This window comes from Streptomyces sp. NPDC022910 (assembly GCF_055561075.1).
Window position 1 is genome coordinate 1 of record NZ_JBVHHL010000049.1, and the last position, 26,386, is coordinate 26,386.

Annotated in this window: 23 protein-coding genes; 12 read left to right on the forward strand and 11 right to left on the reverse strand. The window is 68.4% G+C overall.

Features of this window, described 5'->3' with window-relative positions:
* Window positions 1-168: 168 nt before the first annotated feature.
* Window positions 169-1,128, reverse strand: coding sequence for a D-2-hydroxyacid dehydrogenase family protein (locus ACZ3TS_RS32440; RefSeq protein WP_467624983.1), 960 nt, complete (start codon window positions 1,126-1,128; stop codon window positions 169-171).
* A 386-nt stretch (window positions 1,129-1,514) separates the two neighbouring features.
* Here ACZ3TS_RS32440 and ACZ3TS_RS32445 point away from each other — a divergent pair, with 386 nt between their 5' ends.
* Window positions 1,515-1,934 carry a hypothetical protein gene (locus tag ACZ3TS_RS32445; RefSeq protein ID WP_467624985.1) on the forward strand — a complete coding sequence of 140 codons (420 nt, stop codon included), beginning with the start codon at window positions 1,515-1,517 and terminating at the stop codon, window positions 1,932-1,934.
* 695 nt (window positions 1,935-2,629) lie between these two features.
* Window positions 2,630-3,862: an acyl-CoA dehydrogenase family protein gene (locus tag ACZ3TS_RS32450; protein WP_467625089.1), complete on the forward strand. Its 1,233-nt coding sequence runs from the start codon at window positions 2,630-2,632 to the stop codon at window positions 3,860-3,862.
* An 89-nt stretch (window positions 3,863-3,951) separates the two neighbouring features.
* Here ACZ3TS_RS32450 and ACZ3TS_RS32455 read toward each other — a convergent pair whose 3' ends face one another.
* From ACZ3TS_RS32455 to ACZ3TS_RS32490, 8 genes are all read right to left on the reverse strand, one after another.
* Window positions 3,952-4,545: a GAF domain-containing protein gene (locus ACZ3TS_RS32455; protein WP_467624987.1), complete on the reverse strand. Its 594-nt coding sequence runs from the start codon at window positions 4,543-4,545 to the stop codon at window positions 3,952-3,954.
* A gap of 27 nt (window positions 4,546-4,572) precedes the next feature.
* Complete coding sequence (locus tag ACZ3TS_RS32460; protein ID WP_467624990.1) at window positions 4,573-5,175, reverse strand: GTP-binding protein; 603 nt, start codon at window positions 5,173-5,175, stop codon at window positions 4,573-4,575.
* Window positions 5,153-5,533, reverse strand: coding sequence for a DUF742 domain-containing protein (locus ACZ3TS_RS32465; RefSeq protein ID WP_467624992.1), 381 nt, complete (start codon window positions 5,531-5,533; stop codon window positions 5,153-5,155). The genes ACZ3TS_RS32460 and ACZ3TS_RS32465 overlap by 23 nt, the downstream gene beginning before the upstream one ends.
* A 2-nt stretch (window positions 5,534-5,535) precedes the next feature.
* Window positions 5,536-5,973 carry a roadblock/LC7 domain-containing protein gene (locus tag ACZ3TS_RS32470; protein WP_467624994.1) on the reverse strand — a complete coding sequence of 146 codons (438 nt, stop codon included), beginning with the start codon at window positions 5,971-5,973 and terminating at the stop codon, window positions 5,536-5,538.
* Between the two features lie 40 nt (window positions 5,974-6,013).
* Window positions 6,014-7,546, reverse strand: coding sequence for a sensor histidine kinase (locus tag ACZ3TS_RS32475; RefSeq protein ID WP_467624997.1), 1,533 nt, complete (start codon window positions 7,544-7,546; stop codon window positions 6,014-6,016).
* Window positions 7,547-8,269: 723 nt separating this feature from the next.
* Entirely contained in the window at window positions 8,270-9,766 is a 1,497-nt protein-coding gene (locus ACZ3TS_RS32480) for an FG-GAP and VCBS repeat-containing protein (RefSeq protein WP_467624998.1), read from the reverse strand.
* 226 nt (window positions 9,767-9,992) lie between these two features.
* A complete protein-coding gene (locus tag ACZ3TS_RS32485) occupies window positions 9,993-10,790 on the reverse strand; it encodes an SAM-dependent methyltransferase (RefSeq protein ID WP_467624999.1) in 798 nt (265 codons plus the stop codon).
* 241 nt (window positions 10,791-11,031) lie between these two features.
* Window positions 11,032-11,697 carry a class I SAM-dependent methyltransferase gene (locus ACZ3TS_RS32490; RefSeq protein WP_467625002.1) on the reverse strand — a complete coding sequence of 222 codons (666 nt, stop codon included), beginning with the start codon at window positions 11,695-11,697 and terminating at the stop codon, window positions 11,032-11,034.
* Between the two features lie 184 nt (window positions 11,698-11,881).
* Between ACZ3TS_RS32490 and ACZ3TS_RS32495 the strand changes: the two genes are divergently transcribed.
* From ACZ3TS_RS32495 to ACZ3TS_RS32520, 6 genes are all read left to right on the forward strand, one after another.
* Entirely contained in the window at window positions 11,882-12,478 is a 597-nt protein-coding gene (locus ACZ3TS_RS32495; protein WP_467625004.1) for a DinB family protein, read from the forward strand.
* A gap of 327 nt (window positions 12,479-12,805) precedes the next feature.
* Entirely contained in the window at window positions 12,806-13,093 is a 288-nt protein-coding gene (locus ACZ3TS_RS32500) for a hypothetical protein (RefSeq protein WP_467625006.1), read from the forward strand.
* 427 nt (window positions 13,094-13,520) lie between these two features.
* A complete protein-coding gene (locus ACZ3TS_RS32505) occupies window positions 13,521-14,462 on the forward strand; it encodes an ABC transporter ATP-binding protein (RefSeq protein ID WP_467625007.1) in 942 nt (313 codons plus the stop codon).
* On the forward strand, window positions 14,459-15,823 hold the full coding sequence (locus ACZ3TS_RS32510; protein ID WP_467625009.1) for an ABC transporter permease: 1,365 nt from the start codon (window positions 14,459-14,461) through the stop codon (window positions 15,821-15,823). Before ACZ3TS_RS32505 ends, ACZ3TS_RS32510 begins: the two co-directional genes overlap by 4 nt.
* 4 nt (window positions 15,824-15,827) lie before the next feature.
* On the forward strand, window positions 15,828-18,581 hold the full coding sequence (locus ACZ3TS_RS32515; protein ID WP_467625011.1) for an alkaline phosphatase family protein: 2,754 nt from the start codon (window positions 15,828-15,830) through the stop codon (window positions 18,579-18,581).
* 200 nt (window positions 18,582-18,781) lie between these two features.
* Window positions 18,782-19,078, forward strand: coding sequence for a hypothetical protein (locus tag ACZ3TS_RS32520; RefSeq protein WP_467625012.1), 297 nt, complete (start codon window positions 18,782-18,784; stop codon window positions 19,076-19,078).
* A 336-nt stretch (window positions 19,079-19,414) separates the two neighbouring features.
* Here the strand turns inward: ACZ3TS_RS32520 and ACZ3TS_RS32525 are convergent, their stop codons facing one another.
* Window positions 19,415-20,023, reverse strand: a complete 609-nt coding sequence (locus ACZ3TS_RS32525; protein WP_467625015.1) for a TetR/AcrR family transcriptional regulator — start codon at window positions 20,021-20,023, stop codon at window positions 19,415-19,417.
* Between the two features lie 90 nt (window positions 20,024-20,113).
* Between ACZ3TS_RS32525 and ACZ3TS_RS32530 the strand changes: the two genes are divergently transcribed.
* Together ACZ3TS_RS32530 and ACZ3TS_RS32535 are read left to right on the forward strand one after the other, a co-directional pair.
* A complete protein-coding gene (locus ACZ3TS_RS32530; protein WP_467625017.1) occupies window positions 20,114-20,983 on the forward strand; it encodes an oxidoreductase in 870 nt (289 codons plus the stop codon).
* A 57-nt stretch (window positions 20,984-21,040) separates the two neighbouring features.
* Window positions 21,041-21,913, forward strand: a complete 873-nt coding sequence (locus ACZ3TS_RS32535) for an NAD(P)-dependent oxidoreductase (protein ID WP_467625019.1) — start codon at window positions 21,041-21,043, stop codon at window positions 21,911-21,913.
* A gap of 500 nt (window positions 21,914-22,413) precedes the next feature.
* Here the strand turns inward: ACZ3TS_RS32535 and ACZ3TS_RS32540 are convergent, their stop codons facing one another.
* Window positions 22,414-22,635, reverse strand: a complete 222-nt coding sequence (locus ACZ3TS_RS32540; protein ID WP_467625022.1) for a hypothetical protein — start codon at window positions 22,633-22,635, stop codon at window positions 22,414-22,416.
* A 217-nt stretch (window positions 22,636-22,852) separates the two neighbouring features.
* Here ACZ3TS_RS32540 and ACZ3TS_RS32545 point away from each other — a divergent pair, with 217 nt between their 5' ends.
* Both ACZ3TS_RS32545 and ACZ3TS_RS32550 read left to right on the forward strand, forming a co-directional pair.
* Window positions 22,853-23,875 (forward strand): DNA-directed RNA polymerase subunit alpha, encoded by a 1,023-nt coding sequence (locus tag ACZ3TS_RS32545; protein ID WP_467625024.1) that lies wholly within the window; start codon window positions 22,853-22,855, stop codon window positions 23,873-23,875.
* Between the two features lie 514 nt (window positions 23,876-24,389).
* A complete protein-coding gene (locus ACZ3TS_RS32550) occupies window positions 24,390-26,360 on the forward strand; it encodes a potassium transporter Kup (protein WP_467625027.1) in 1,971 nt (656 codons plus the stop codon).
* Window positions 26,361-26,386: the final 26 nt, after the last annotated feature.

A 26,386-nucleotide genomic window follows, 5' to 3' on the forward strand; every position in this document is an offset into this window, starting at 1 on the left:
GGGGCGCCGGGGGGGCCGCGGGGGGGGCGCGCCCGGGGGGGGGGGGGGGGCCCCCCCCCCCGGGGGCGCCGGCCCCCCCCCCGGGGGGGGGGGGCCCCCCCCCCCCCGGGGGGGGGGGGGGGGGCGGGGCCCCCCCCCCCCGACACGGGGCCGGACGGATCGAGTGGATCAGCCGAGGCGGCGCACCGGCTCCCCGGCCAGGTACGCCTGGATGTCCTCCACGGCCTGGCCGTAGTACGTCGCGTAGTTGGCACGCGACACATAACCCAGGTGCGGGGTGGCGAGCAGGCGCGGGGCAGTGCGCATCGGGTGGTCGGCCGGGAGCGGTTCGACGTCGAACACATCGACGCCGGCGCCGGCGATCCGGCCCTCGTGCAGCGCCGCGAGCAGCGCGTCCTGGTCGACGACGGCGGCACGTGAGGTGTTGATCAGGTAGGCGGTCGGCTTCAGAAGCGCGAGTTCGCGGGCGCCGATCAGCCCGCGGGTGCGGTCCCCGAGCGCGAGGTGCACCGAGACGAAGTCGCTGCCGATGAGCAACTCGTCCATGGAGCTGGCGAGTTCTGCTCCGACCTCGTCCGCGCGCTCCTTGGTGAGGTTACGGCTCCAGGCGACGACCTCCATGCCGAAGGCGAGCCCGACCTGCGCCACCCGGCTGCCGATCTTCCCGAGCCCGAGCAGCCCGAGTCGCCGCCCGTGCAGATCCGCGCCCACGGTGCTCTGCCAGGGGCCCCCGCCGCGCAGGGCGTTGTTCTCCTCGACGATGCCGCGCGCGAGGCCGAGCAGCAGGGCCCAGGTCAGTTCGACGGGCGGTGTGGAGGAACTCGCTGTACCGCACACGGTCACTCCGTGAGCCTCGGCGGCGGCGTAGTCGATGACGGTGTTCCGCATCCCCGAGGCGATGAGGAGCTTCAGTCGGGGCAGCCGGGCGATCAGCGAGCCGGGGAACGGCACGCGCTCGCGCAGCGTGACGACGATGTCGAACCCGGCGAGCGCCTCGGCCACGGCGTCCTCGTCGGCGAAGTGCTCGGCGAAGGACACCACATCGACCCGGTCCTCCAGCGGCGACCAGTCCGCGACCGAGGTCGCGACCTGCTGGAAGTCGTCGAGCACGGCACAGCGAAGCCGCATGTCGGCCCCCTTTCGATCAAGGAGAAACTGTATCGAACGGCGTACGACGGCCGGGACGCCACGGGGAGCCGTCACGACGGCGACGTCCTCGCGATGTGCCGTCTGTGCATGCAGCCGTTCGGCCCCGCAACAGTGGCGGGTCCCCTTGGAAGCACGAGGGTGAGGGTTGTCGACCCGGATCGCATGTCGAGCGATGTTCTCATGACCGCCAGGAGGATGATCGTGGCACTCAGCGAGGCGGATCTGCTCAAGGCCGGCGATTCCGGGCTGGTGGAGCTCTTCCGCACCAGTTCGCCCGGGGCCGTTCCGAAGGGTCCGCTCGAAGGCACCGGCATCGTTGGTGGGGAGGCAGCTGGGCGGCCCGGCCACTCGTCTGGTTCGTACGCATGGCCGTGTGGCGGGGGAAGGTCTTCGACCCCGCAGGTTATCTGAGCAACCGGATGACGCCGTTCGACGTGCTCGCCATCGTCGCCCAGGTCTATGTCGGGCCGAGCCTGATGGACGAGCAGGACTGCATCGTCATCGACTACTCCAAAACCTCCCTGATCGCCTGCGGGGTTCGCGACGAGATGCGCGAAGTCGAGCCGGGACTGTATCCGGGAGTGGTCTGGCTGTTCGGGGCCAGGGTCGGCTGGTTCACGCTGAGGGTCCCGGAGAGCGCGGGCGGTGCGGCCTGGGCCGAGGAGGCCGTAGCCGGCGGTGCGGGCCTGGTGGAGCTCATCGGGGCCGCCACCCCGGTCTGCACGCCTCTCACGCCACTGCCGGTGCGCCCATCGCCGGTGGCCCCGAACTCCTGTCCGAAGTAGCGAAAGTCTCCACGAAGCGCACCATGTGATAAGCATCACATTCTTCGGACGGGGTGACGGCGTGGCGGTGAGAAGGCGTCAGAAATCCGCAGCGGGGGCGCGGGGGGCCCGTTTCGCCGGCGCCCCGACCGGCGACGTGGATCCGCGTCGGGTGAGGTTCGGCTGCGGGTCACGCGAGACCGGCCGCCTTCAGAGGTCTGCGCCCGGCCCGCCGCGGCACCGGCGGTCGAGTGGCCGTGTCTGGTGGGGAGCCAGGGCAGTAAGCATGCCCAGAGTCACCCTGGTATAGCCGTGTTGCTGTAACCATGGCCGAACTACGCCCACGGGGTGTGATCGCCGTTCCGCGGGCGGTCTTTATCGGCCAGCGGGCGTGTGACTGATTGCGGTGTCGCTCAGCTGAGCATTCCACCGGCAAATGCCTGGTTGCGGGCCCGTGCAGAGACCGGGCGGGACCGTCTTACGCTTGCATCACTTCCACCTCGTTGATCCTCGGTCCGAACAAGTGCGATATCACATCGCACAGTTGGGGTCACTTGGCAAGACGAGGTGTTTGAGTCAAACAGCCCTGACGATCTTGGCCGAGAAGGATCGATAAGACGACAATCATGCTGACGGTCTGCCTGGAGGCGGAGAATCACTGCCCGAAGGACGTCCCCCACATCCGAGGGGATGTGGAGCAGCGTGAAGGAGGGGTAGTGCAGCGGTACTTCACCGAGCGATGGCACGAGGATCTGCGGCGGCGTGTGCGTGAGTTCGCCGAGTGCGAGATACGGCCCCGCATACCGGAGATGGAGGCATCCCGAGCCGTGGCGCACGAGGTGTCCCGGCTCATTGCCCGTCAGGGCTGGATCGGCGTCACCATCGGCCGGTCCTACGGCGGCATGGGGGCCGGGCACCTGGCCAAGACGATCATCATCGAGGAGCTCTCCCGGGTCAGCGGAGCCATGGGGGCCATGGTGCAGGCCAGCCAGCTCGGCGTGGCGAAGATCATCCACTATGGCAACGATGTCCAGAAAAGAACCTGGCTGCCCCGGATCGCCGCCGGCGACTGCCTGCCGACGATCGCAACCACCGAGGAACAGTCGGGCGGGCACGTTCTCGGCATGGCCACCACGGCCGTACGCGACGGCGACGACTACGTTCTCAACGGCCACAAGATCTTCGTCGGCAACAGCCATGTCGGCGACCTGCACGGTGTGGTCGTCCGGACCGGTGAGGGATCTCAAGGGCTGTCGGCCTTCCTCGTCGAGAGGGACCGCCCGGGGCTCTCGCTCGCCGAACACCAGCCCGCCATGGGGTTGCACGGCTTCAGCTTCGGCAAGCTGATCTTCGACAACTGCCGCGTGCCGGCGGCGAATCTCCTCGGCACCGAGGGCGAGGGCCTCGCCGTCGCGTACTCCTCCAGCGTGCTCTACGGCAGGCCCAACCTGACCGCCGTCAGCCTGGGCATCCACACAGCGGTGGTCGAGGAGACGACCGCCCTGTGCATCGAGCGCGAGCGGTACGGCAAACCGCTTGGCGCGCTGAGCAACATCAAGCTCAAACTGGGTCTGATGCAGCACCGGCTGATGACCGCCCGGCTGGCCGCGTACCACGCGGTTCATCTCCTGGACCAGGGTCAGCCCTGCGACGCGGAGCTGATGAACGCGAAGTACCTCAACGTCGAGTCGGCAAGGGAGTCGGCCCGCGACAGCATGGACATCCACGCTGCGAGCGGCCTGTTCACCGATCGCCCGGTGGAGCGCTATCTGCGGGACGCCGAGCACATCTATGCACCGGCCGGCACATCCGACATTCAGCTCCTGCGTCTGGCCGAGCATGCGCTCGGTACGGCCAAGGGCCAGTGGTCCGAGCGCCTGGCGGACCACGTGCGGACCGAGCCGACGGACCACCTGGATGAATCGCGGTTGGAGGCAACTGCGGTGTAAACACAGGGAGCCACGGACACAGCGCCGTGCCCGCGGCTCCCGCTTCGCTTCCTCGTGGGCCTTCCCGCGAGGGCGACGCCCCTGCTCGCTCAGAGCCGACCGCGCTCCTCGATCTCGCGCAGGCGGTCGACCATCTCCTGGGCGAAGGACTTGATGGTGTCCAGGCCCTCCCGCCCCCAGGGAGTGGGTTCAGGGGCAATGGCGCAGACGGTGCCCAAAGCGATTCCCGTGTTCCAGTCGATCAGCGGTGCGCCTACGTACGCGCGGATGCCCAGCTCGTCGATGACGGGGTTGCCGGCGAACTTACGGTAGGCAAAGACGTCTTCCAGCACCAGCGCCTTGCGCCGCACCACGACGTGCGGGCACCAGCCGTGATCGCGAGCCATCGCCCGGTCGTCCGTGCCGGCCTGCTGGGGTCCCAGTTCCACGCCCGGCTGACCGTCCGCAGGGGTGAAGAGACCGGCGAAGTACTGCCGATCCTGGTCGATGAAATTCACCATGGCGTACGGGGTGCCGAGGGTGCGGGCCAGATCGCGGGCGAACGCGTCGAATTCCGGGACGGGTGCGTTCCCGACACCGATCGTGCGCAAGCGTTCTACTCGAGTCGGTGCGTCCGTGTCCTCGGGTGTCACCAGCATCTGGCGGGTCGGGTCGTATTCCGTGTGGGGAACAGGGGCGGACATGCGAGCTCCATTCGACGGCGTCGTGCGTCAGTGCAGCGGGGTGGGCTCCGCGGGCGACATGCCGGGAGCCGGGGCGAGCAGGTGCTCTACGAGCGCAATGAGTACGTTGGTGCTGGAATTGCACTGCCGGGCATCGCACAGCACGACAGGTACCTCGGCCTTGAGGGCGAGCGCGGCGCGTACTTCGTCGGGCTCGTAGTGGTAAGCGCTGTCGAACTGGTTGACGGCCACCACGAAGCTGATGCCGCGCCGCTCGAAGAAGTCGACAGCCGCGAAGCACGCGTCGAGCCTGCGGGTGTCGGCGAGTACCACCGCACCCAGCGCGCCGTTGGACAGCTCGTCCCACATGAACCAGAACCGCTCCTGGCCCGGCGTGCCGAAGAGGTAGAGGACGTGATCCCGGCTGAGAGTGATGCGGCCGAAGTCCATCGCGACGGTGGTGGTCGTCTTGTCCTCGATGCCCACGAGACTGTCCGTGCGGGCGCTGACCTGGGTCAGCAGTTCCTCGGTGCTCAGCGGTGCGATCTCGCTGACTGCCCCGACGAAGGTGGTCTTGCCGACCCCGAATCCTCCGGCGATCAGGATCTTCAGGGCAGTGGGAAAGGGCTCAGAGCCGGCTTCGTAGGCCACGGAGCACCGCCTCCAGGATTTTCCGGTCAGTTGGGGAGGCCGCCTCGATGGGGCGGGGCGCCTGCGTGGTCAACGCGGCATGCCCCACCAGATCGGACAGCAGAACTTTCGTGATGGTCGCCGGCAGCCGTAGATGCGCGGCGACCTCGGCCACCGAGATGGGGCGGCCCTCGCACAGGTCGAGGACCTGGTCGTAGTCGGGGCCGAGGTACGTCTTCGGCCGGACACCGGTGGCCATCACGAGGCTGAGAAGATCGAAGTGCGCTGTGGGGCGGGTGCGGCCGTTGCTGACGGTGTAGGGCCGGACTAACCGTCCGGCCTCATCGTCGAGCCACGCCCCGTCCTGCGCGTCCGTCATCTTCACTGTCCCGCAGCATGCGGCGCGCCCGGCGCCTGGTGCCTGGCAGGCGTAGCAAGGTACGGGCGGACGCTCTTGACCAGCATCGCCATCTCGTAGCCGAGCACGGCCGCGTCGGCCTCCCGATCGGCCAGCACTGCCAAGCAGGCCCCGGAACCCGCCGCGGATACGAAGAGCAGGGCGGTGTCCAGCTCCACGACCACCTGGCGCACATCGGCCCCCTCAGCAAAGCGGACACCGGCGCTGCGGGCGAGGGAGTACATCCCCGAAGCCAGGGCGGCCATGTGGTCGGCCTCATCGTTAGCGAGCCCGTCGACAGCCTTTTTCAGACCGTCCGCGGACAGCAGCAGGGCGCTGCGGGCATGGGGAACCCTCTGAACGAGGCCCTGCAGAAGCCAGTCCAGGTTCTGAGGCTGGCCAGTACGCGTGTCGCTCACCATGGTGGCGTCTTTCTCCTCGGGGGACGTGTGAGATCTGCGGTTAGCGAGAGTCGTCAACGGGGCGAACTTCGGATGCGTCCTCGGCGAGGTTGAATCCTCGCCGGAAGGCCGCCATCAGGCCCGGATCGTGCTCCCCCTCCGGCATGTCCCCCGTCATGCGCGTGGTGGGCGCATCCCTCAGCTGGGGCGCCAGGTGCTCTTGCGCCTGGCGCTGCGGCAGCGGCGGCCGCCCGTCGCGGAGATCCCTCTCGTAGGGCCCGGGATCGTGAGGTGCCGGACGCTGGACGGGTGCCGGCTGCCGCTGAGCCTGCTGCTCCGGCGTAGGAGCCGGTGCGGCCGCCGCCTGCACCTGAGGGATCGGACGTCGCTGAGGCATCGGCTCTACTGTATCCAGCGGCGGGCGTACGTACCGCGTCTCGGGTCCCGCCTGGAGAGCCGGAGGCCGGGGTCCGGCCGGCGGCACGGGCCGCGGTGCCTCGACAGCCGCCTGGAGCGGCACCTCGGTGGCCTCGTCGCCGATGAGCCCGTGCGGCAGGACCAGGACCGCCTGGATGCCACCGTAGATGTTGCTCTGAAGCCGGACCGCAATGCCGTGGCGGCGGGCCAGTTCCGAGACCACGTACAGGCCGATCCGGCCGTCGACGAGCAGCTTGTTGAGGTCGATGCGGTCGGGCTGGGTGAGCAGGGAGTTGAGCCGTGCCTGCTCCTCCAGGGATATACCCAGTCCGCGGTCTTCCACCTCGACGGCCAGTCCCGCCGTCACTCTCTGGGCTCGCAGCAACACCTGAGTGCTCGGATCGCTGAACGAGGTGGCATTTTCCAACAGCTCGGCCAGCAGGTGGATGACGTCGGCGACCGCGTGGCCGCGCAACGAACCCTCGATCGGCGGCACCACCTTGACCCTGGAGTAGTGCTCGACCTCGGAGATCGAGGACCGCAGCACCTCCATCAGGGTCACGGGGCGGGTCCACTGGCGGCGCGACACGGAGCCGCCGAGGACCGCGACGTTTTCCGCGTGGCGACGGATGCGAGTCGCCATGTGGTCGACGTGGAAGAGGCCATTCAGCAGCTCGGGGTCCTCGACCTCGTTCTCCAGCGTCTCAAGGCTGTTGAGCTGGCGGTGGGCGAGCGATTGAAGGCGCCGGGCGAGGTTGACGAAGACCTCGACCCTTTCCTCGGTGCTCGGATCGGTGCCCTGGGCGAGCTGCGCGGCATGCGCGACGGCGGCCTTGGCCTCGAACTGGGCGAGACCGATTTCGTAGGCGAGACGGCTGGCGCTGTCGGTCTCGTTGGGCGCGTGCTGCGCGAACAGGGGCCGCTCCACGCGCTCCCCCCGTTCGAGTGCCATCGTCATCGCCTGCACTTCACCGCGGCCCCTGGCAACGGTGTTCAGCAGGGAGGCATGGTGCCCGGTCGACAGCCGGGCCTCGGCTGTGGCGGCGCGCGCCGCGCCGATCATGACACTGATGCCGAGAACGGCGGCGGCTGCGAGGACGCCCCAGGTGGCCGCATCGGCCGCGCCGGCCTGGGCCCGCAGAACGTAGATGACGAGAGCGGCGGCGAGCACTGCCATGGCCGCTGTGGGAATGACCGCGAGGCGAACCATCCTGGAGCGGGCGGCGGGATCCGTCGTCTCATCCTGTGCCGGCGGCCTGCCGTGCCTGCTTCGTGCCGGGCCCGCAGCGGCCGACGGACCGGTTTCCGAGCGCGCTGCATATGCCGGAGATTCAGACATGAGAGTCCTCTCGATCAGCCCGGGGGGTACACGCAGTGCTCCGCCGGCCAACCGTCAACTCGGGTACGCGATTGGATACTTAATAGCAGCGCCACCCTACGCCAAGCTCATCAGTGTGCAGTAATCACATCGCAACACCGATCACCGCAAAACGGTCGGCCTGACCTGCTGAAACGATTTCTCCGTCCTTCTGCGGCCGGGGCTGTCGCCCGTACCCCACCTCCGCTGCTCCTCCGCCGCGCTCCGCGTCACCAAACCTCTACTCGACGCCCACACCGCATCCACCCTCGACTCCGCGCTGCCGGCGTCCCGTCGATCACGCATTGGGGAGCCCAGTTGACCGGCACAGCGGTGGACCCGGAGGCCCAAGCCAGGGAGGAAGCAGCGGTATCGCTCGCTGCCCGACGGGTCCGCGATCAGCATCAGAAGCTGCTGTGCTTGACCGGCTGCGTGCACACACGGCAGCAGGGCCCCTGCCGGCTCGACCGGACAACGACGTCCGCGAGCTGTGCATGAGGCCCTGCTCGAACTGGACCCGGCCGCCCAGTTGTGACACCGCCACTATGGGGCGAGGGTCTCCCCGAAGCGGGCGTCAAGGTACGGTGCACCGATCTCGGCGCCGTTGAACGACCATGAGCCGGTGGTCGTGATGCCGCCGCTGGTGCCGGTGAAGACCCAGGCGGCGCCGTCGTCCGTGTCCTCACCGGGGGCGGAGGCGACCAGTTCCGCCTTGCCGTTCTTGTCGGTGTCGATCAGCCGGACGGCGCCGCCGAACCGGTCGGCCTTCTCAGGGGTGCCGGGGACGGACGAGATGTCCTGGCTGATGGTCTTGGCGCCGCTGGTGGTGAGTCCGGTGGCGGAGCCGCTCATGAGCCACACGGTGCCCGCGTCATCCGTACGGACGTTGTTGCCCGGGGCGCCGATCGCGGCGTCGGCGTAGCCGTCGCCGTTGATGTCACCGACGCCGACGGCACCACCGAAGCGGTCGCCGACGAAGTCGGTGCCCGGGACGCCGGGGGAGCTCTGGGTCCAGCGCTGATGGGAGGCAGAACCCGGGGCGCCCGGGCCGTCGGGTCCACCGAGGACGACGTCGACGCTGCCGCCGTCGAGCAGGACCTCGTTGAGGTCGTCGCGGTCGGCGGGGGAGCCCATGACGAGGTCGGCGTAGCCGTCCTTGTTGATGTCGCCGGAAGCACCTGTCGGGCCGCCCGGGACGTAGTGGCCGTACTTCAGCCCGTCGGGGCCTCCGGGAAGATAACTGGCCGAGCCGTGCGTTTCCACGGGGTAGAGCGACTCGTACTCGGTGAGGGTACCGAGGACGACAACGTCGTCGGCACCGTCCTTGTTGTAGTCGCCCGAGGTGAGGCCGGCGGGCGTGAAGTCCTCGTGCCAGTGCCATGACAGGGGAGCGGCATCGGACGCGTGCCGGACGCCGCCTGCGGCGTCGAAGCTGTATGTGCGTAGGTCCTTCTTGTGGAGAACGGCCAGCTCGGTGCCGGATCCCTTGAACCGGCCGGTCGCCAGGCCCGTCCCGAAGCGATCGCCCGTCACCGGGCTGCTGTCTCTCAGCCAGAGGGCGCCGTCGGCACGCAGTCCGGTCGGGGAGCCCCACAGCACGACCGCGGCACCCGCGTCGGCCGCGGTGCCGATGTCCTTGCCGGGAGTGCCGACGACGAGGTCGGCGTAGCCGTCGCCGTCCAGGTCACCGGAGGCGGTGGTCCGGCCGAAGCCGTCGTCGGCCTTGGCAACTCCCGGTACACCGGGGGTGCTCAGGCTGAATGTCGCTCGCCGTGAGGGGGAGACGCCGTCGGCGGAGCCGTACAGCACGGCGACGTAGCCAGCACCCTTCTGGGCGCTGACCGTGCCGCCCGGGGCGGAGACGACCAGGTCGGGGTAGCCGTCGCGGTTGAAGTCGTCATGGGCCGCGGGGGGTGCGGCCGCGGGAGAGGCCGTCGCGGTGATCGTGGCGCCGAGAGTCAGCAACGTGGCCGCGGCGGCCGCGGCGGACAGACGTAAGCTTCTTGTCCTGCTTCTGGCGATGAGGCGCTTACTGGACATGTCACGGCTCCTGAGATCGCGTCATGGCCGGGCACGAAGCGGCGGGGCTACAGCGGGGCCCGTTTCCTCGCTGTCGTGTGTTGGACAGCCGATAGGTTTCAAAGGTTGTTCCCTGCAAGGAAATTGGGCCTGTCACCTCGGCGGACCCCGCCTTCACTCGGCAGCGGTTCGCCGAGCCGGGCCTGCCCGAGCGGTGCGACAACCCTCTGGCCGCGCTGATGCCGGTTCAACCGGTCTTGCGAGCCACGCCCCCGTAGAACCCGATCTCTGCGGATCCTCCCGGCGGTGGGGAATCGGGGCGCCAGAACGGGACCTGCGCCAGGCCGGGCTCCACCAGTTCGAAGCCGTCGAAGAACCGCTCGACCTCGGCGCGGGACCTCAGGTTCAGGGTGGCGGTGGCCTTGTTGTAGATGTCCTGGGCTTCTCTGCGATCAGCGAAGTCACCCGTGGCGTGCGAGAGGACCAGGAAGCTGCCGGCCGGTAGCGCGGCGCGCAGGGTGGCGACGACCTGCTCGGGCTTCTCCGCGTCGGTGAGGAAGTGGACGACGGCGACGAGGAGCAGGGCGACCGGCTCGTCGAAGTCGATGACTCGACGGACATCGGGATGGTCGAGGACGGCCTGCGGGTCGCGCAGGTCGGCGAGCACGATGCTGGTCGTGCCGGAGCGGCTGAGCAGCGCATCGGCGTGCGCTTTCACGATCGGATCGTTGTCGACGTACGCGACGCGCACGTCCGACGCCGCTTCCTGGGCGATCTCGTGCACGTTCGGCGAGGTGGGCAGCCCGGTACCGACGTCGAGGATCTGGCGGACGCCACTGCCGACAACGTAACGGACGGCGCGCTGCAGGAAGGCGCGGTTGGCCCGCAGACCGATCCGCACCTCGGGCGCGGCCGCGGCGAGTTGATCGCCGGCCTGTTGGTCCACCTCGTAGTTGTCCTTGCCGCCCAGCAGGTAGTCATAGATCCGCGCAGGGTGCGGCCTGCTCGTGTCTATCTCTTCGGCGCGGAAGCCGTCCTGTCTCACCCTGCGCTCCTCTCGACGCCCGCCACGCCCCCCGGCGCAGCGAACGGCTGACGACAGCGTCCCATATCAACGTCCGTACGCGCGCCCGCAGTTCTCCTCGTGTCAGCGGCGCGGCCACGGGCGGTACCGCCCGGCCAGGGCACACCGGCGGCCAGTACGTCATCGGGCCGTCGAGCGTCTGGGGCGCAGTGATCGGGTAGCGCCACGCTCCCCGGGCACCGCCGCCGTCCGAGCCGTGACCTCAAGCCCCGGGGGATTCCGGTTTGCGGACCATAAAGCTGGCGACCCTCCTCTTCATCCCTTCGTCGGGCTCCTGTACCAGGTGCGCGGTGACGACGAGCCCAGCCTGGTCAAGTAGTTCGGCGATCCGGTCCGCGGGCAGCAGATAGGACTGGAAGGACACGGGGTGGCCGCCATAGGCCTGCGTCGGACGCAAATGTTCACCGTTGCCCACATGGCCGACGAGCATCAGATATCCACCGGGCGCCAGGGTGCGATGGAACTCGGCGAACACGAGCGGCAGCAACTCCGGTGGCGTGTGGTGAGTCGAGTAGTAGGCCAGGATGCCGCCGAGCTCTCCGTCGCCGAGGTCCAGCGCGGTCATTGAACCCACAGCGAACCGCAGGCCCGGATAAGCCTCTCGCGCCAGATCGATCATCTTCGGCGACATGTCGACACCGAATGCCGAGACACCCAGTCCAGCCAGGTGTGCGGTCACCTTGCCGGGGCCGCACCCCAGGTCCGCGACCGGTCCTCGGTCGGCGGCCTGCACGAGTTCGGCGAACGCGGCCAGCATCGAGCGTGACAAGGGATCCAGCTCGGCGGGGGGCTTGACGCGGGCGGCGTATTCAGCGGCCACGGTGTCGTACGACTCCCGGACCGCGGCGAGACAGGCGGACTCAGTCACGCGGCGAATCCAGACGAGACCACCGACAGCGCCCCGAGGAGATCCAAGCCCCCAACCCGGCAGCGGCACGAGGACCGGGGGAACTGGTGGGGTGCCGCCTGGACGGGAACGAGGGCCCGGTGGTTCGCCGCGAGCGGTGGACAAAGGCGGTGGACAAAGATCGCGGGAGCACCAGACTGGCCCCATGAACGAATCGGATCCCAAGGCTGCCCTTCGTTTTTACCTGCAGTCCGCCCGCGATGCCCTGTTGTGGAAGATCGAAGGGCTCCCGGAGTACGACATCCGCCGCCCGATGACTCCGACCGGCACCAACCTCCTGGGTCTGGTGAAACACGCAGCCGGCGTTGAACTGGGCTACCTCGGCGACACCTTCGGACGGCCGTCCGGCGAGCCGCTGCCCTGGCTCGAAGACGGTGCTGAACCCAACGCGGACATGTGGGCCACCGCCGACGAGTCGCGCGCGTACGTCGTGGAGCTCTACCGCCGGGCGTGGGCGCACTCGGACGCGACGATCGACGTGCTGGCGCTGGACACGATCGGCAGGGTGCCGTGGTGGCCTGACGGCAGGGACGAGGTGACGTTGCATCACGCCATAGTGCGCGTGATCGCTGATACGCATCGGCACGCCGGACACGCCGACATCATTCGGGAACTCATAGACGGTGCTGTCGGGATGAACAAGGGCAACGACAGCATGGCGCCGGGCGACTCGGAGTGGTGGGTGAACCATCGAAGCCGACTGGAGCGTACCGCTCAGGAAGTCGCCGACCGGGACGCGTAACGCAGCCCACTCGGTGGGCCGGCATGGTCGAGGCCCAGCCCCAGGTCTGGAAAACGTGGGCGGCACGATACGGACTCGACCCGGACACGGTCTACCGGGTGGCGCTGCGGACGAGGCCGATGGAGACCTCGCCGCGGTGGCCCCGGATCGGAACCGCGGGAGTGCCTGGCCGCGTTGCACGAACTGGAGGACGTCGACGTCCGGTCCGGCGTCTGTGCCGCCTCGGAAGGTGCACCCGAGCTGCTGGGGGCTGGTGACCTCGAACTATGAACACCGGGGACGCGGACGGCTCGAACCCGGAGCGGACTGCCGGTTCCGACTGTGGTCGTGGCTGCCGCCGTCGAGGAAGGCAAGCCGTCACCAGTCCCTTGTCTCCTGGCCGCGCAGCGACCCGGTGCCGAGCCGGAGAAGTGCCCGGTCATTGAGGACGCGCCGTCCGGGGCCGTGTCCGGACTGCGGGCCGGCATGAAGGTGTGGAGCGTCACCGCGCCGGTCGCGGTGGACGGCGTGCACCGACACTTCGGAAGCCTGCGCGAGGCAGTACCCGACATACTCGCCTTCGCGACCGGGGCACACCCGGGCTCCGCGCAGGGGCAGGACCGCCACGGGGGGTGAACGGGCCTGCCCCTGTACGACGCCGCCCGCGTACCTCCCCCCGGAGAGCAGGCGGCCTGACCCCGCCCGGGGGTCACTATGTCCTGCGCAGCGTGAGTCCCAAGTGTCACGGGTGGCGGCCCATCGTTGCGAGGTCAACACATCTGTGCAGGGGGACTCGCCTTCGCCACAAGCCGTGTACAAGGTCTCCGCACGAGCGGTTGCTCCTGTCACCCCGGCAACGGCCCCCGTCCCGCGATCTGCCGGGAGTCACTTGGTGCGGATCCGGGCGTCCTGGCAATGCCCAAGTCTGGCTCGATGCTGGCTGTTTTGTGCAGTCGGACTTGCCAACGCCTTGACGATCCGTTCCGTGTACGTTCAACCAATCGTCCGTGTCCGGGTTGTGTGCCCTCCCTAGGGTCCCTGAGGACTTCGAAAGAAGGGACTCATGGACACACTCCTCGCTGTCCGGGCTCGCGGTATCACCAAGTGCTTCGGCGATGTCGTCGCACTCGACGGCGTCGATCTGGATGTGGCGCGGGGGCAGATCCACGGCCTGGTCGGACCGAACGGGGCCGGCAAGACGACATTGCTCGGTCTCCTGCTGGGCCTGTCCGTCGCCGACGGCGGCCGCCTCGAGATCCTGGGAACTCCGGTCGGGCGGGCGCTCGCTGCTCCCGACGGCGTCGCCGGTTTCGTGGACGGGCCCGGTCTCTACCCCTCGCTCTCCGCCAGGCAGAACCTCGCCGCGCTGGCCGCTCTCCGCGGCCGCGACGCGCGGACAGCGGGCGTCGACGAGGTGCTCGACCAGGTCGGGCTCACCGATGTCGCCGACGACCGGGTCCGCGGCTTCTCTCTCGGCATGCGCCAGCGGCTGGGGCTCGCCGCCGCCCTGCTCACCAAGCCCCGGCTGCTCGTGCTCGACGAACCCTCCAACGGCCTCGACCCGGCCGGCAAGAAACACATACACGGTGTCCTCACCCGGCTCGCGGCGGACGGAACCAGTGTCGTGCTCTCCAGCCACCGCATGGACGACCTCGAGGCGCTGTGCTCCGAGGTCACCATCGTCGCCGCCGGAAGGGTCGTCTTCTCCGGCCCGCTGAGCAAGCTGGCCGCCGAGAACCGTGAACTCGACTACCGGCTGCTGACCTCCGACCCGCAGGCCGCCCGCCGACTGGCTGTCGACACGGACGGGATCCGGGTCGTCGACGACGCCGGGGCACGGCACGACGCCGAGGTGCTCGTCGTGCGCGCGCTGGTGCCCGCCCTCGACGAACTGGTGGTGAAACTCGTGCACGCGGGCATCGCGGTGCGCGAACTCGCACCCGTGGTGTCGCCGCTCGAAGCCGCGTTCCTCGCCCTCACCGAGCAGCAGGAGACCGACCGATGACCGCGACCGCGACCATCACCGACGACAACGTTGCCACTTCCCGCCCTGTCTCGGTTCCGCGCGGCTACCGCTTCGAGTTGGTCAAGCTGGTGTCGCAATGGCGGATCCGCTTGCTGCTCCTCGCCTGCTGGATCGCGCCGGCGCTCTTCGTCGCCGCGGTGAGCCAGCAGAGCACACTTCCCGTCGACACCCTCTTCGGACGCTGGATGCACGCCACGGGGTGGGCCGGACCGCTGGTGATGCTCGGTTTCGCCGGCACCTGGGCGCTCCCGCTGCTGACCGCGGTGGTCGCCGGCGACGTGTTCGCCTCCGAGGACCGGCTCGGTACCTGGCGCCACCTGCTCGTGGCGGTCCGGTCGCCCAGGCGGATCTTCGCAGCGAAGGTACTGGCCAGCCTGACCGTCATCCTGCTGCTGGTAGCCGGGCTGGCCTGTTCCAGCGCGGCCGGCGGGGTCGTGGCGGTCGGCAACCAGCCACTGGTAGGCCTCGACGGCCACCTCCTGGCGCCGTCGGACGCCGCCGTCCAGGTGTTGCTCTCCTGGGTCTGCGTCCTCGCTCCGACCCTGGCCCTCGCCGCGCTCGGCTTCCTCGGGTCGGTCACGCTGGGACGGTCCCCGATGGGGCTGTTGGTGCCCGTGCTCGTCTCGCTCGCGATGGCGGTCGCCCAGATGCTGCCGCTCCCCGTGGCCGTCCGCGTCGCCCTGCCCAGCTACGCCTTCATCTCCTGGAACGGTCTGTTCACCAGCCCCCAGCAGCTCGGCCCGCTGCTGATCGGCATCGTTGTCAGCCTCGTGTGGGCCGTGGTCGCGACGGCGCTGTCGTATGTGCTCTTCGTACGGCGCGACTTCACCAATCTGACCTTCGACGGGTCGGGCCGCCGCGCGATCACCGTGGGAGTCCTGCCGCTCGTCGGGGTGGCCGCCGTGTCGTTCGCGGTCGTCGCCGCGACGACCTCGGCGACGGGCTCCGGGATCGAGCAGGACAAGGTGCAGCGCTCGGTCGCCACGGCGTTCGCCCACCTGTACCGCATGCAGACCGAGGAACTCAACCGACCCGCCGTCACCGAGGCCCAGTTGAAGGCCACGGCGGCGTGCAACAAGGGAAGCGTCAGGGTCGCGGCGCAAGGCCCGGGCAACGACTGGCGCTGCGTCGTCAGCTGGCATCTCCCCGGCGTCGAGGCCGCAGGACAGGCCATCTACCAACTGGACGTCACTCCAGACGGGCGGTTCATGGCCGATGGCGATGGACCGAAGGAAGTGAACGGCTACTTCCTGGTGCGCACCCCCGACGGGGACGCACCGAACCCGCTGTGGCAGTTCGACGGCAACGTCGAGCTGCTCGACACCACCCTGAAGGGATAACGCAATGCAGGTAACTCGCCGCCGCAAGAGTGTCGAGAAGGCTGAGATCAGCCTCCTCGGTAGACGCTTCGGCCGCCGTACCTCTCTGGTGACGGTCGGCATCGGTGTGGTTCTCGCCGTCACGGGGACCGCAGTCGCCTCGACGCAGCAGTTCGGCACCGAACAGGTCGGCCAGACCACCGCCGATGGCCAGGTCATCTCCAGCGACCAGTACATCGACCCGTACGGCAGCCGCACCGTCATCAACGACGGCAAGATCATGTCGTCCACGGTCAGCCCGGACGGCACCCACCTCGCGGCCTCGGTCACCGACGGCGACGCGGCGTTGGTCATCATGGACCTCAAGACCGGCGAGGTGAAGCAGAAGGTCGGCACCAACGCCGCGGACAACCTGCGCATCAGCAGCAGCGCGGTCGGCCAGGAGGGCCCGACGTACTCGCCCGACGGCAAGACGCTGTGGCTGGGCCAGGGCGACGGCTACACCAAGTTCACCGTGAACGCGGACGGCACGCTCGCCAACCCGACGGCCGTCTCGATCCCGGCCGACGGTTCCAAGCGCGCGCTGGTGGGCGCGGCCGTGTTCTCGGCCGACGGCTCCACCGTGTACTCCGCGGTCAACGGCCAGAACCGGGTGGTCGCCATCGACGCGGCGACCGGCGCCATCAAGCAGAGCTGGGCCGTGGGCAACGCACCCCGTGGCATGGCCATGGTCGGCAGCAAGCTCTACGTCAGCAACGAGGGCGGGCGCCCGGCGAAGGCCGGTGACACCACGATCAACTCCTACGGCACCCAGGTGCCGGCCAACCCGGACACCGGTGCCACCACCACCGGCACGGTCAGCGTCATCAACCTTGCGGACGCCTCCGCCGCCGTCGGGAGCATCGGCGTCGGTCTGCACCCGACCGCGGTGTACGCCAAGAACGGGGTGGTGTTCGTCACCAACACCGCGGACAACAACGTGTCGGTCATCGACAGCCGCAAGGACAAGGTCGTTCAGACCATCGCCACCCAGCCGTGGCCGGAGGCGTCGGTGGGCTACGAGCCCGACGCGGTGACGCTCACCGACGACGGTCGCCTGCTCGTGACGCTCGGCCGCGCCAACGCGGTCGCGGTCTACCGTTACAAGTCCGCGCAGGAGCCGGTCAGCTACGTCGGCCTGCTCCCGACGGACTACTTCCCCGCGGAGATCACCACCGTGGGCAAGCAGGTGGTCGTCTCCAACACCCGTGGTATCGACGCCCGCCGTCCCACCACCAGCGCCGGGCACGGCACCCACGACACGACGTCGAGCCTGACGCAGTTCACGCTGCCGGACGACAGTGTCATCAGGGCCCAGACGGCCAAGGTCTTCAAGCAGAACGGCTGGACCAACGGCGCGGTCAAGGTGGCCGAGGGCAGCAAGGCGCAGGCGGTGGCGGTCCCGAAGCGGCTCGGCGACCCCTCGACGATCAAGCACGTCTTCCTGATCGTCAAGGAGAACCGGACCTACGACCAGGTCTTCGGTGACATGCCGCAGGGCAACGGCGACCCGTCGGTGACGCAGTTCGGCAAGAACGTGACGCCGAACCAGCATGCGCTGGCCGAGCAGTTCGGTCTGTACGACAACACGTACGACATCGGCACGAACTCCGCCGAGGGCCACAACTGGCTGATGCAGGCCGACGACCCGGAGTACACCGAGTCCTCGGCCGGCGAGTACACGCGCAGCTACGACACCGAGGACGACGCCCTCGGCCACCAGAAGTCCGGCTTCATCTGGTCCGGTGCGCAGGCGGCCGGCAAGTCCGTCAAGGACTACGGCGAGTTCCAGTCGATCGAGAGCAAGCCGGCCGGTGCGACCTGGCAGAACCTGTACTGCGACACCAAGAACATGCGGGCGACCGGCCAGAAGACCGCCTACCCCATTCAGACGGGCTCGGCGATCCCGTCGCTCAACAAGGTGTCGGTGCCCGGCTTCCCGCTGTTCGACACCAGCGTCCCGGACATCTACAAGGAGCAGATCTGGGAGCAGGACTTCGAGCAGAACGGTCCTGCGAACCTGAACATGTTCTGGCTGTCCAACGACCACACCGGTGGTCCGGCGAACTCGGCCGCGCAGGTCGCGGACAACGACCTCGCCGTCGGTCGGATGGTCGACAAGATCTCGCACAGCAAGTACTGGAAGGACTCGGCGATCTTTGTCGTCGAGGACGACTCCCAGGCCGGCCTCGACCACGTCGACGGCCACCGTGCCCCGATCCAGATCATCAGCCCCTGGGCGCAGCACGGCGCTGTCGACAACCGCTACTACTCGCAGATCACGATGATCCGCACCATCGAGCAGATCCTCGGGATCCAGCCGATGAACCAGAAGGACAGCGCGGCCACCCCGATGACCACGGCGTTCACCAACACGCCGGACAACACGCCGTTCACCGCGCTGCCCAACCGGACCTCGCTGACCCTGGGCCTGAGCACCCAGCCCTCCTGCGGCCCGGACACCCCGGCCCCGCAGGACGCCAAGGCGGCACCCGCGCCGACGTCGGCGAAGGTGCCGACGGACATGCAGGCGCTCGCGGCGCAGTGGGACGCGTGGAAGTCCAAGCAGCGGCTGACCGGGCCCCACGCCATAGCGGACTACGCCAACCCCGCGCAGATGAACCACTTCACGTGGTACGAGACGCACGGTTGGACGCAGCCGTACCCCGGCGAGAAGAAGATCTACGCGCCGGCGAACGTGCCGGGCGCCTACATCCCGTCGGCGGAGAACGACGGCTGACGTCTGCGGCAGCCTGAGAGACGACTGCTGTCAAAACGGCCCGGACCGTGATCGGTCCGGGCCGTTTGCGTCGGTGCCCTCGGCAGGATGCGAATGCGTCGGTTGCGCCGTTCGGCCCACGGCAGGGTGCTGCATGGCCGGCTGGTCAGGAGTACGTCGATACAAAGCGCCATGAGAACAGGGCCAAGGCCCTGATGGTCATGACCGTTGCTCTGCTGCGCACCCTTCCGGCCGCCTTCAAACCGGTCGATGTGCGAACCGCGCTGCGGGAGTTCGCGTTCCACACACGTCGACGGGAAGGGGCTCCGCCCGAGGTGGCCACGATCCTTAAGCGGGTGGAACGCAACACCCCGTCCCTGGCTGATCGGGAGGACCCGGCCAAGGTGGACGAAGTCCTTCGGGCCCTGAGCACAAAGCTGGACGGCACGCGGGCCGCTGCAAGCTCTATCAAGCGAAAGACGCCGCCGGGTCAGGGAGGTCGCAATGCCACGACGTAGGGGATGCCCGAGATGGGTTCGTGCGCGTTCTGGGACCGGTTGACGCTCAGCAGGGCCGTTGCCGCAGTTCCCAGGACGACGACAATGATGACCTTCGCGGCCAGGAGCGCGGCGGGCGGTGTGACCAGCCCCTTGCGGCTGCGGGAGGCGTGCTTGCCGACGGCGGTGGCCGCTCAGCCCCCACGGCCACCACGGACAGCCGTCAGCTCTGTCAGGCGTTCAGGTTCCCGTCGGCCACGGCATTGAGGACGGGAGATGTGCTGATGCCCAGGACACCGCCGGTTCCGATGAACTTCAGAATCATGCCCTGCCAGGTGAGGAATGACGCCAGTGTGATCAGGCCGGTTCGGTGATGCGGCGCACTGCTTCGACGAGTGCGGCGCGGTGTTCGGCGATCCGGTCGGGGGCCATGGGGTCGGCGTACCCGGCCGTGTGCAGCGCGGGCGGTGCGTTCAGCCAGCTCTCGGTCATGCGCAGCACGATCGCAAAGAGATCGATCGCGGGGATGCTGTCGTTGACCTTGCCGGCACGCTGAGCGGCTGCGACGGTCTCGACCTTCACTCGGTAACTCTCCGTCTCGGCGGCCGTCGGCTCGGACCGCTCGAAGGTGCGCCACCCCGCCAGGCGGCGGGCCTCGGGATTGGCGAGCATGTAGTCGAACCGTGCGGCCGCGAAAGCGGTGAGGTTCCCCTCCTCGAGCGGGACTGCCTCGGCGAGCTGTCCGATCTGACGTTTGAGGACCGCGTCGAACAGGCCGTCCTTGTCGCCGAAGTACGCGTAGATCATCCGCTTGTTCGTACGCGCCCGCTGTGAGATCCGCTCTATCCGTGCACCTGCGAAGCCGTACTCCGAGAACTCCTCCGTCGCCGCCGTGAGCAGGAGTTCCTTGGTTGCCTCCGGGTTCCGGGGCCGGAACACCTTGCTGCTTTCGGGTGTCGCGGTCATGAAATCCAGCCTAGCAGAAGTAACCATCCTTTGACTTAGCCCCTCGGAGGGGAGTAACTTAATGGTTACTTACCTCTCGCAAGGAGCATCATGCCTGGTCACACTCCTCTCCGAACCCTCACGCTCGCCGACGACCTGACCATCACCCGGATGGGATACGGGGCCATGCAGCTGGCCGGTCCGAACGTCTTCGGTGAGCCCCGCGACCGCGGGGAGGCGCTCGCCGTGCTGCGCGAAGCCGTCGACGCCGGTGTCAGCCACGTCGACACGGCTGACTTCTACGGTCCCGAAGTCACCAACCGCCTCATCCGTGAGGCGCTCCACCCCTACGACGGGATCACCGTCGCCACCAAGGTCGGGGCGCGCCGTGGCGTCGACGGATCCTGGATCTCCTCCCTGGACCCCCAGGACTTGAAGGATCAGGTTCGCGACAACCTCGACCACCTCGGCGTCGACGTCCTCGACATCGTCTACCTGCGTCTGGGCAGTCACGAGGGCACCACCGACGTCTCCCTGGAGGCGGAGTTCACCGCGCTCGCCGAACTGCAGCAGGAGGGCCTGATCCGGCACCTCGGCCTCAGCGGAGTCTCCGCCGTCCAGCTCACCGAAGCCCAGCGGATTGCTCCGGTCGTGGCGATCCAGAACCTCTACAACCTCGTCAACCGCGAGGACGACGAACTCGTCTCCCGCGCCGCGCGCGAGAACATCGCCTTCGCCTCGTTCTTCCCCCTCGGCGGCTTCTCCCCTCTCCAGCACGGCACCCTCGATGCGGTTGCCGGCCGCCTGGGCGCCTCACCTCAGCAGGTCGCCCTCGCCTGGCTGCTGCAGCGATCCACCACGACCGTCGTCATCCCCGGCACCTCCTCCCGCGCCCACCTGCGCGAGAACATCGCCGCCGCCGACCTGGAGTTGCCCGCCGATGCCATCACCGAACTCGACACCATCAACACGAACGCCTGACACCGCACGCTCAACCACCCGAGACTGCCGAGCGAAGCGCCCACAGAGGAAACCGACATGACCAATCCGGCGGAAACAGGTACCCGACTCACGGTCGGATTCATCGGCCTGGGAGATCAAGGGGCACCCATCGCCCAGGCGATTGCCGACTCCCCGTACCCGCTCACGGTGTGGGCCCGTCGGCCGGCGTCACTGGAAGCGCTGTCCGGCTATTCCCACACGGTCGCCGCCACGGTGGCCGAACTTGCGGCGGCCAGTGACGTCGTGGCGCTGTGCCTTCGGCGGGACTCCGACACCCTTCAAGTCGCCGCGGAGGGAGGCCTGTTGGAGAACATGCGTCGGGGGGCGATTCTCGTCGACCATGGCACCGGGCTACCGCCACAGGCGCGGCATCTGGCCGACCTCGCCGCGCCCTACGGAATCACTGTGCTCGACGCGCCTGTCAGCGGTGGTCGCACGGTCGCTCTCGCCCGCGAGCTCACCACCATCGTCGGCGGGCCCGACGACGCTGTCGGACAGGTCATGGACCTCTTCGCCACCTTCTCCAAGCAGATCATCCATATGGGGCGAGCCGGCACCGGGCAGTTCGGCAAGCTGTTCAACAACGCGCTGATGATGATGAACCAGCAGAACATCGCCGAAATCATGGAGACTGCCACCCAACTGCAGTTGCCGCTTCAGCCTCTTCTTGAGGTCCTGCGCTCCGGCTCGGCGACCAGCTTTGCTCTCCAGGCCTTCGGCCCATCCGTCACGACCGCGAATGCCGCGCATCTCAAGGAACTCGAACTGATCGACATGGACCTGTTCCGGGAAACCGTCGATGGTCTGGGAGAAGCGGCGAAGCGTGTCACGGACCGGGCGGTCTCAGGTGCCGAGCGCCTGCCCGAGCTCACCGCAACCATAGAAGCCCACAGCGCTGCGGCCGCGTAGACCTCCAGACCGCCCACGGCGGTCGGAACAGACCGAACAGCTTCCGACGAGGCCCCGCACCGTGGTGCTCGTGGCTGGCGCCAGCCCGCGAACACGATGGCGGCTTGCCTACGGGAAGGGCCCGGCACACGGTCTCGGCTGAACGACGGTGAACCGGGCTGAAGGAGTGGGGAAACTGAGGCGGCCGCACTCCTCACCGCAGCACCGGAGACGGCCGCGGCCGGCTGTCGAAACCACCGCACTCGTGGCAGCTAAGCTGCCTTGGATTGCGCGGCATGCATGCCCGAGGCGGGCTCCTGCACATCCTCGAGCAGGGAAGTCTCGTCTGCCCCGAAGTCCGGGGCATGGAAGGGATTTGTCGTCGGAGGCGGCGATGCTGCAGTGGAACAGCGGGGTTGCCCTTCCAGGGCGGAGAACAGCGACGTCAGATCGATGAGAGGTCTCCCTTTCGTTACAGGTCCCTGAAGGGGCCTGGCGTGCCGTGACCCGGCACAGCGGTCCTACAGCTTGGTCATCTTGGCGTACGGGCTCAAGATCCGCATTTGCGCCGAGCCGAAATCCACGAGCGCCGCGGTTCCATCCTCGATGCCGATCACCCGGCCGAGGCCGTACACGTCGTGTGTGACCTGGTCGCCCACGGCGAAGTGCTTGGGAGGCGGCGTGACCGGGGCCTTGAAGGGGCTGGTAGGCAAATGACGCTTCGGTGCAGCAGGCTTTGTCATTGCCCCCAGTATGCACCTACGAGATGTGCTGGTGGCTGACTCTCAGGGGCAGGAGCAGCTGATCATTGGACTCCACTGCAGCAGTGAGCCGGGCCTGCCGACCGGCCAGCAGACAGGCGCGTCGGGCGGTTCAGCCTCGTAGGAGGCTGAACCACCCGTACCCTTCATGGGTGTCTACGGCGTCACATAGCGGGCGCCAAACTGGAGGCAATACCTCGTGCTGATTGCTCAGCGTCCGTCACTGACCGAAGAGGTCGTCGACGAGTTCCGCTCCCGGTTCGTGATCGAGCCGCTTGAGCCGGGCTTCGGCTACACCCTCGGCAACTCTCTCCGCCGCACCCTCCTGTCGTCGATCCCCGGCGCTGCTGTCACCAGCATCCGCGTCGACGGCGTCCTGCACGAGTTCACCACCGTGCCGGGCGTCAAGGAGGACGTCACCGACCTGATCCTCAACATCAAGCAGCTGGTCGTCTCCTCGGAGCACGACGAGCCGGTCGTGATGTACCTGCGCAAGCAGGGCCCGGGTCTGGTCACCGCCGCCGACATCGCGCCCCCGGCCGGTGTCGAGGTGCACAATCCCGACCTCGTCCTCGCCACGCTCAACGGCAAGGGCAAGCTGGAGATGGAGCTGACCGTCGAGCGCGGTCGCGGCTATGTCTCCGCCGTGCAGAACAAGCAGGTGGGCCAGGAGATCGGCCGTGTTCCGGTCGACTCGATCTACTCGCCGGTTCTCAAGGTCACCTACAAGGTCGAGGCGACCCGTGTCGAGCAGCGCACCGACTTCGACAAGTTGATCGTCGATGTCGAGACCAAGCAGGCCATGCGTCCGCGCGACGCCATGGCGTCCGCCGGCAAGACCCTGGTGGAGCTGTTCGGTCTGGCGCGTGAGCTGAACATCGACGCCGAGGGCATCGACATGGGTCCGTCCCCGACGGACGCCGCTCTCGCCGCCGACCTGGCGTTGCCGATCGAGGAGCTGGAGCTCACCGTCCGTTCCTACAACTGCCTCAAGCGTGAGGGCGTCCACTCGGTGGGTGAGCTCCTGGCGCGCTCCGAGGCGGACCTGCTGGACATCCGCAACTTCGGTGCGAAGTCCATCGACGAGGTCAAGGCGAAGCTGGCCGGCCTGGGCCTGGCCCTGAAGGACAGCCCGCCCGGATTCGACCCGACCGCCGCTGCCTTCGGCGCGGACGATGACGACAACGCGAGCACCGGTTTCGTGGAGACGGAGCAGTACTGAACGCCCCGCCGGGTGGCGGGGGCCAGGAAGGCAGAGGAGCCAGCGATGAGCACCGGCCGACCGCACTCGGCTCCCTGAGGGCCCACCGGCGGAGGTGCAGACGCCCAGCCCCTCCGAGCCTGGTCAAGACGGCGAAGGCGGATGCTCATCTCTAACTAGTCCTGCCGAGAACGCCGCCTGACGCGCTGTCCCCGTTTGTGCCCGGGGCACGAAACAGCCCCCTCGGAGAGCACTCCGAGGGGGCTGTTCGATACATACTGCCTGGTCGGACACAGTGCCCGGCAGGATTCAAACCTTGTGGATCGGGGCGGGGCGACCGAGGTAGTCGGTCGCCATGGTGCGTGCCGGCACGCAACGGCGGTTCGATCGGCATCAGGCGTTGATCTCCGACAGCACGCAGACACGGTTCGAGACGAAGCCGCGTACACCTGCGGGGGATTGCGCCTGGGCATCGGTAGTGTCCGCACCGATGCACCGGTCTGCGGCACCGCAGACCGGGAGGAGGAGGATCACCATGGCCGATGGTTGGCACGGGGCCGCGGCGGGCGAAGAATCCGCAGCGCGGCCGCCGGAGGCTCGTCGTGGGAGCGCGCGGGACGCGGTGCGGCTCGCGGTGGTGATCGGTGCTCTCGGCGTGGTCTTCGGTGACATCGGGACCAGCCCGATCTACACCCTCCAGACCGTGTTCAACCCGAGCGACCCGCACCCGGTCCCGGTCAGCACGCAGAACGTGTACGGGGTGGTGTCGCTGGTGTTCTGGTCGGTGGTGGTCATCGTCACGGTCACGTATGTGTTGTTGGCCATGCGCGCCGACAACGAGGGCGAGGGCGGCATCATGGCGCTGATCACCCTGCTGCGGCGGTGGAGTTCGCAGCGGGGGAGGCGAGCCGCCGTCGTATTGGCCGCGCTGGGCATCTTCGGCGCGTCGCTGTTCTTCGGCGACAGCATGATCACCCCGGCGATCTCGGTGCTGTCCGCGGTCGAGGGGCTCAAGGTCGTCGAGCCGTCACTGCACAGCGCGGTCGTACCCATCACCGCGGTGATCATCGTGCTGCTGTTCCTGGTGCAGCGCCGGGGAACCGCGGCGGTCGGCCGGGTGTTCGGGCCGGTGATGATTGCCTGGTTCGTGGCCATCGGCGCGTGCGGCGTCGCCGGCATCGCCGACCACCCGGACATCCTCAGGGCGCTGTGGCCGAGCTATGCCCTGGGCTTTCTGTTCGGCCATTTCGGCACCGCCTTCTTTGCGCTCGCGGCAGTCGTGCTCGCGGTCACCGGCGCAGAGGCTCTGTACGCGGACATGGGGCACTTCGGCCGCCGGGCCATCACTCGCGCCTGGATGTTCCTCGTCTTCCCCGCCTGCATCTTGAGCTACTTCGGCCAGGGCGCGCTGATCCTCGACGATCCGGACAACATCAGCAGCCCGTTCTTCCTGCTCGTGCCCGACTGGGGACGGTGGCCGATGGTCCTGCTGGCCACGGCGGCCACGGTGATCGCCTCCCAGGCGGTGATCACCGGTGCGTACTCGGTCGCCTCCCAGGCGGCCCAGCTCGGTTACCTGCCGAGGCTGCGGATCGCGCACACCTCCGAGTCCACCATCGGCCAGATCTACGTCCCCTGGGTCAACTGGCTGCTGATGGTCTCGGTCCTCACCCTGGTCTTCGCCTTCCGCAGCTCTACGGCACTGGCCTTCGCGTTCGGCATGGCGGTCACCGGCACCATCACCATCACCACCCTGCTGTTCTTCTACGTCGCCCGCGCGAAATGGGGTACGCCCGTGTGGCTGGTCGCGATCGGCGCAGGGGTGCTGCTCATCGTCGACCTGCTGTTCGTTGCGGCCAACCTGACCAAGCTCGTCCACGGGGCATGGCTGCCGCTGCTGATCGGCCTCACCGCGTTCACCGTCATGACGACCTGGCAGCGCGGCCGCGAGCTCGTCACCGCGGAACGAGCACGCCACGAAGGCTCCCTGCGCGAGTTCGTCGACCAGCTCCGCAGCGGGGAGATGTCGGCGCTCCAGGTCCCCGGCACGGCCGTCTTCCTCAACCGGGGCAAGCAGACGGCGCCTTTGGCCATGCGGGCCAACGTGGATCACAACCACGTGCGGCACGCCCAGGTCGTGATCCTTTCCATCCAGACCGAGCCCGTGCCCCGCGTCCCGACCGACGGGCGGATCGTCGTCGACGACCTCGGCTACGCCGACGACGGCATCGTCCACGTCACCGCTCGGATCGGCTACATGGAGACGCCTGATGTGCTCGGCACACTGGCGATGCTCGACACGGCCGAGACCGAGGGGCTGTTGCAGCTCGACCAGGCGTCCTACTTCCTGTCGAAGATCGAGCTCCGGCGCGGCAAGGCGCCCACGATGGCACCCTGGCGCAAACGGCTGTTCATCGCCACCTCCTACATCACGGCCGACGCCGCCGAGCACTTCGGCCTCCCTCGAGACCGCACGGTCATCATGGGCTCGCACATCGAGGTGTAGGCGCGCCTGTTGCCGACGGCCCGTCG

Bases quoted from the DNA above. Each gene is read 5' to 3' on its own strand.
- ACZ3TS_RS32535 (WP_467625019.1), top strand. From the start codon at position 21,041: ATGACCAATCCGGCGGAAACAGGTACCCGACTCACGGTCGGATTCATC.
- ACZ3TS_RS32540 (WP_467625022.1), bottom strand. From the start codon at position 22,635: ATGACAAAGCCTGCTGCACCGAAGCGTCATTTGCCTACCAGCCCCTTC.
- ACZ3TS_RS32480 (WP_467624998.1), bottom strand. From the start codon at position 9,766: ATGTCCAGTAAGCGCCTCATCGCCAGAAGCAGGACAAGAAGCTTACGT.
- ACZ3TS_RS32440 (WP_467624983.1), bottom strand. From the start codon at position 1,128: ATGCGGCTTCGCTGTGCCGTGCTCGACGACTTCCAGCAGGTCGCGACC.
- ACZ3TS_RS32475 (WP_467624997.1), bottom strand. From the start codon at position 7,546: ATGGCAGTGCTCGCCGCCGCTCTCGTCATCTACGTTCTGCGGGCCCAG.
- ACZ3TS_RS32465 (WP_467624992.1), bottom strand. From the start codon at position 5,533: ATGACGGACGCGCAGGACGGGGCGTGGCTCGACGATGAGGCCGGACGG.
- ACZ3TS_RS32515 (WP_467625011.1), top strand. From the start codon at position 15,828: ATGCAGGTAACTCGCCGCCGCAAGAGTGTCGAGAAGGCTGAGATCAGC.
- ACZ3TS_RS32445 (WP_467624985.1), top strand. From the start codon at position 1,515: ATGGCCGTGTGGCGGGGGAAGGTCTTCGACCCCGCAGGTTATCTGAGC.
- ACZ3TS_RS32510 (WP_467625009.1), top strand. From the start codon at position 14,459: ATGACCGCGACCGCGACCATCACCGACGACAACGTTGCCACTTCCCGC.
- ACZ3TS_RS32520 (WP_467625012.1), top strand. From the start codon at position 18,782: ATGACCGTTGCTCTGCTGCGCACCCTTCCGGCCGCCTTCAAACCGGTC.
- ACZ3TS_RS32550 (WP_467625027.1), top strand. From the start codon at position 24,390: ATGGCCGATGGTTGGCACGGGGCCGCGGCGGGCGAAGAATCCGCAGCG.
- ACZ3TS_RS32525 (WP_467625015.1), bottom strand. From the start codon at position 20,023: ATGACCGCGACACCCGAAAGCAGCAAGGTGTTCCGGCCCCGGAACCCG.
- ACZ3TS_RS32470 (WP_467624994.1), bottom strand. From the start codon at position 5,973: ATGGTGAGCGACACGCGTACTGGCCAGCCTCAGAACCTGGACTGGCTT.
- ACZ3TS_RS32530 (WP_467625017.1), top strand. From the start codon at position 20,114: ATGCCTGGTCACACTCCTCTCCGAACCCTCACGCTCGCCGACGACCTG.
- ACZ3TS_RS32505 (WP_467625007.1), top strand. From the start codon at position 13,521: ATGGACACACTCCTCGCTGTCCGGGCTCGCGGTATCACCAAGTGCTTC.
- ACZ3TS_RS32495 (WP_467625004.1), top strand. From the start codon at position 11,882: ATGAACGAATCGGATCCCAAGGCTGCCCTTCGTTTTTACCTGCAGTCC.
- ACZ3TS_RS32455 (WP_467624987.1), bottom strand. From the start codon at position 4,545: ATGTCCGCCCCTGTTCCCCACACGGAATACGACCCGACCCGCCAGATG.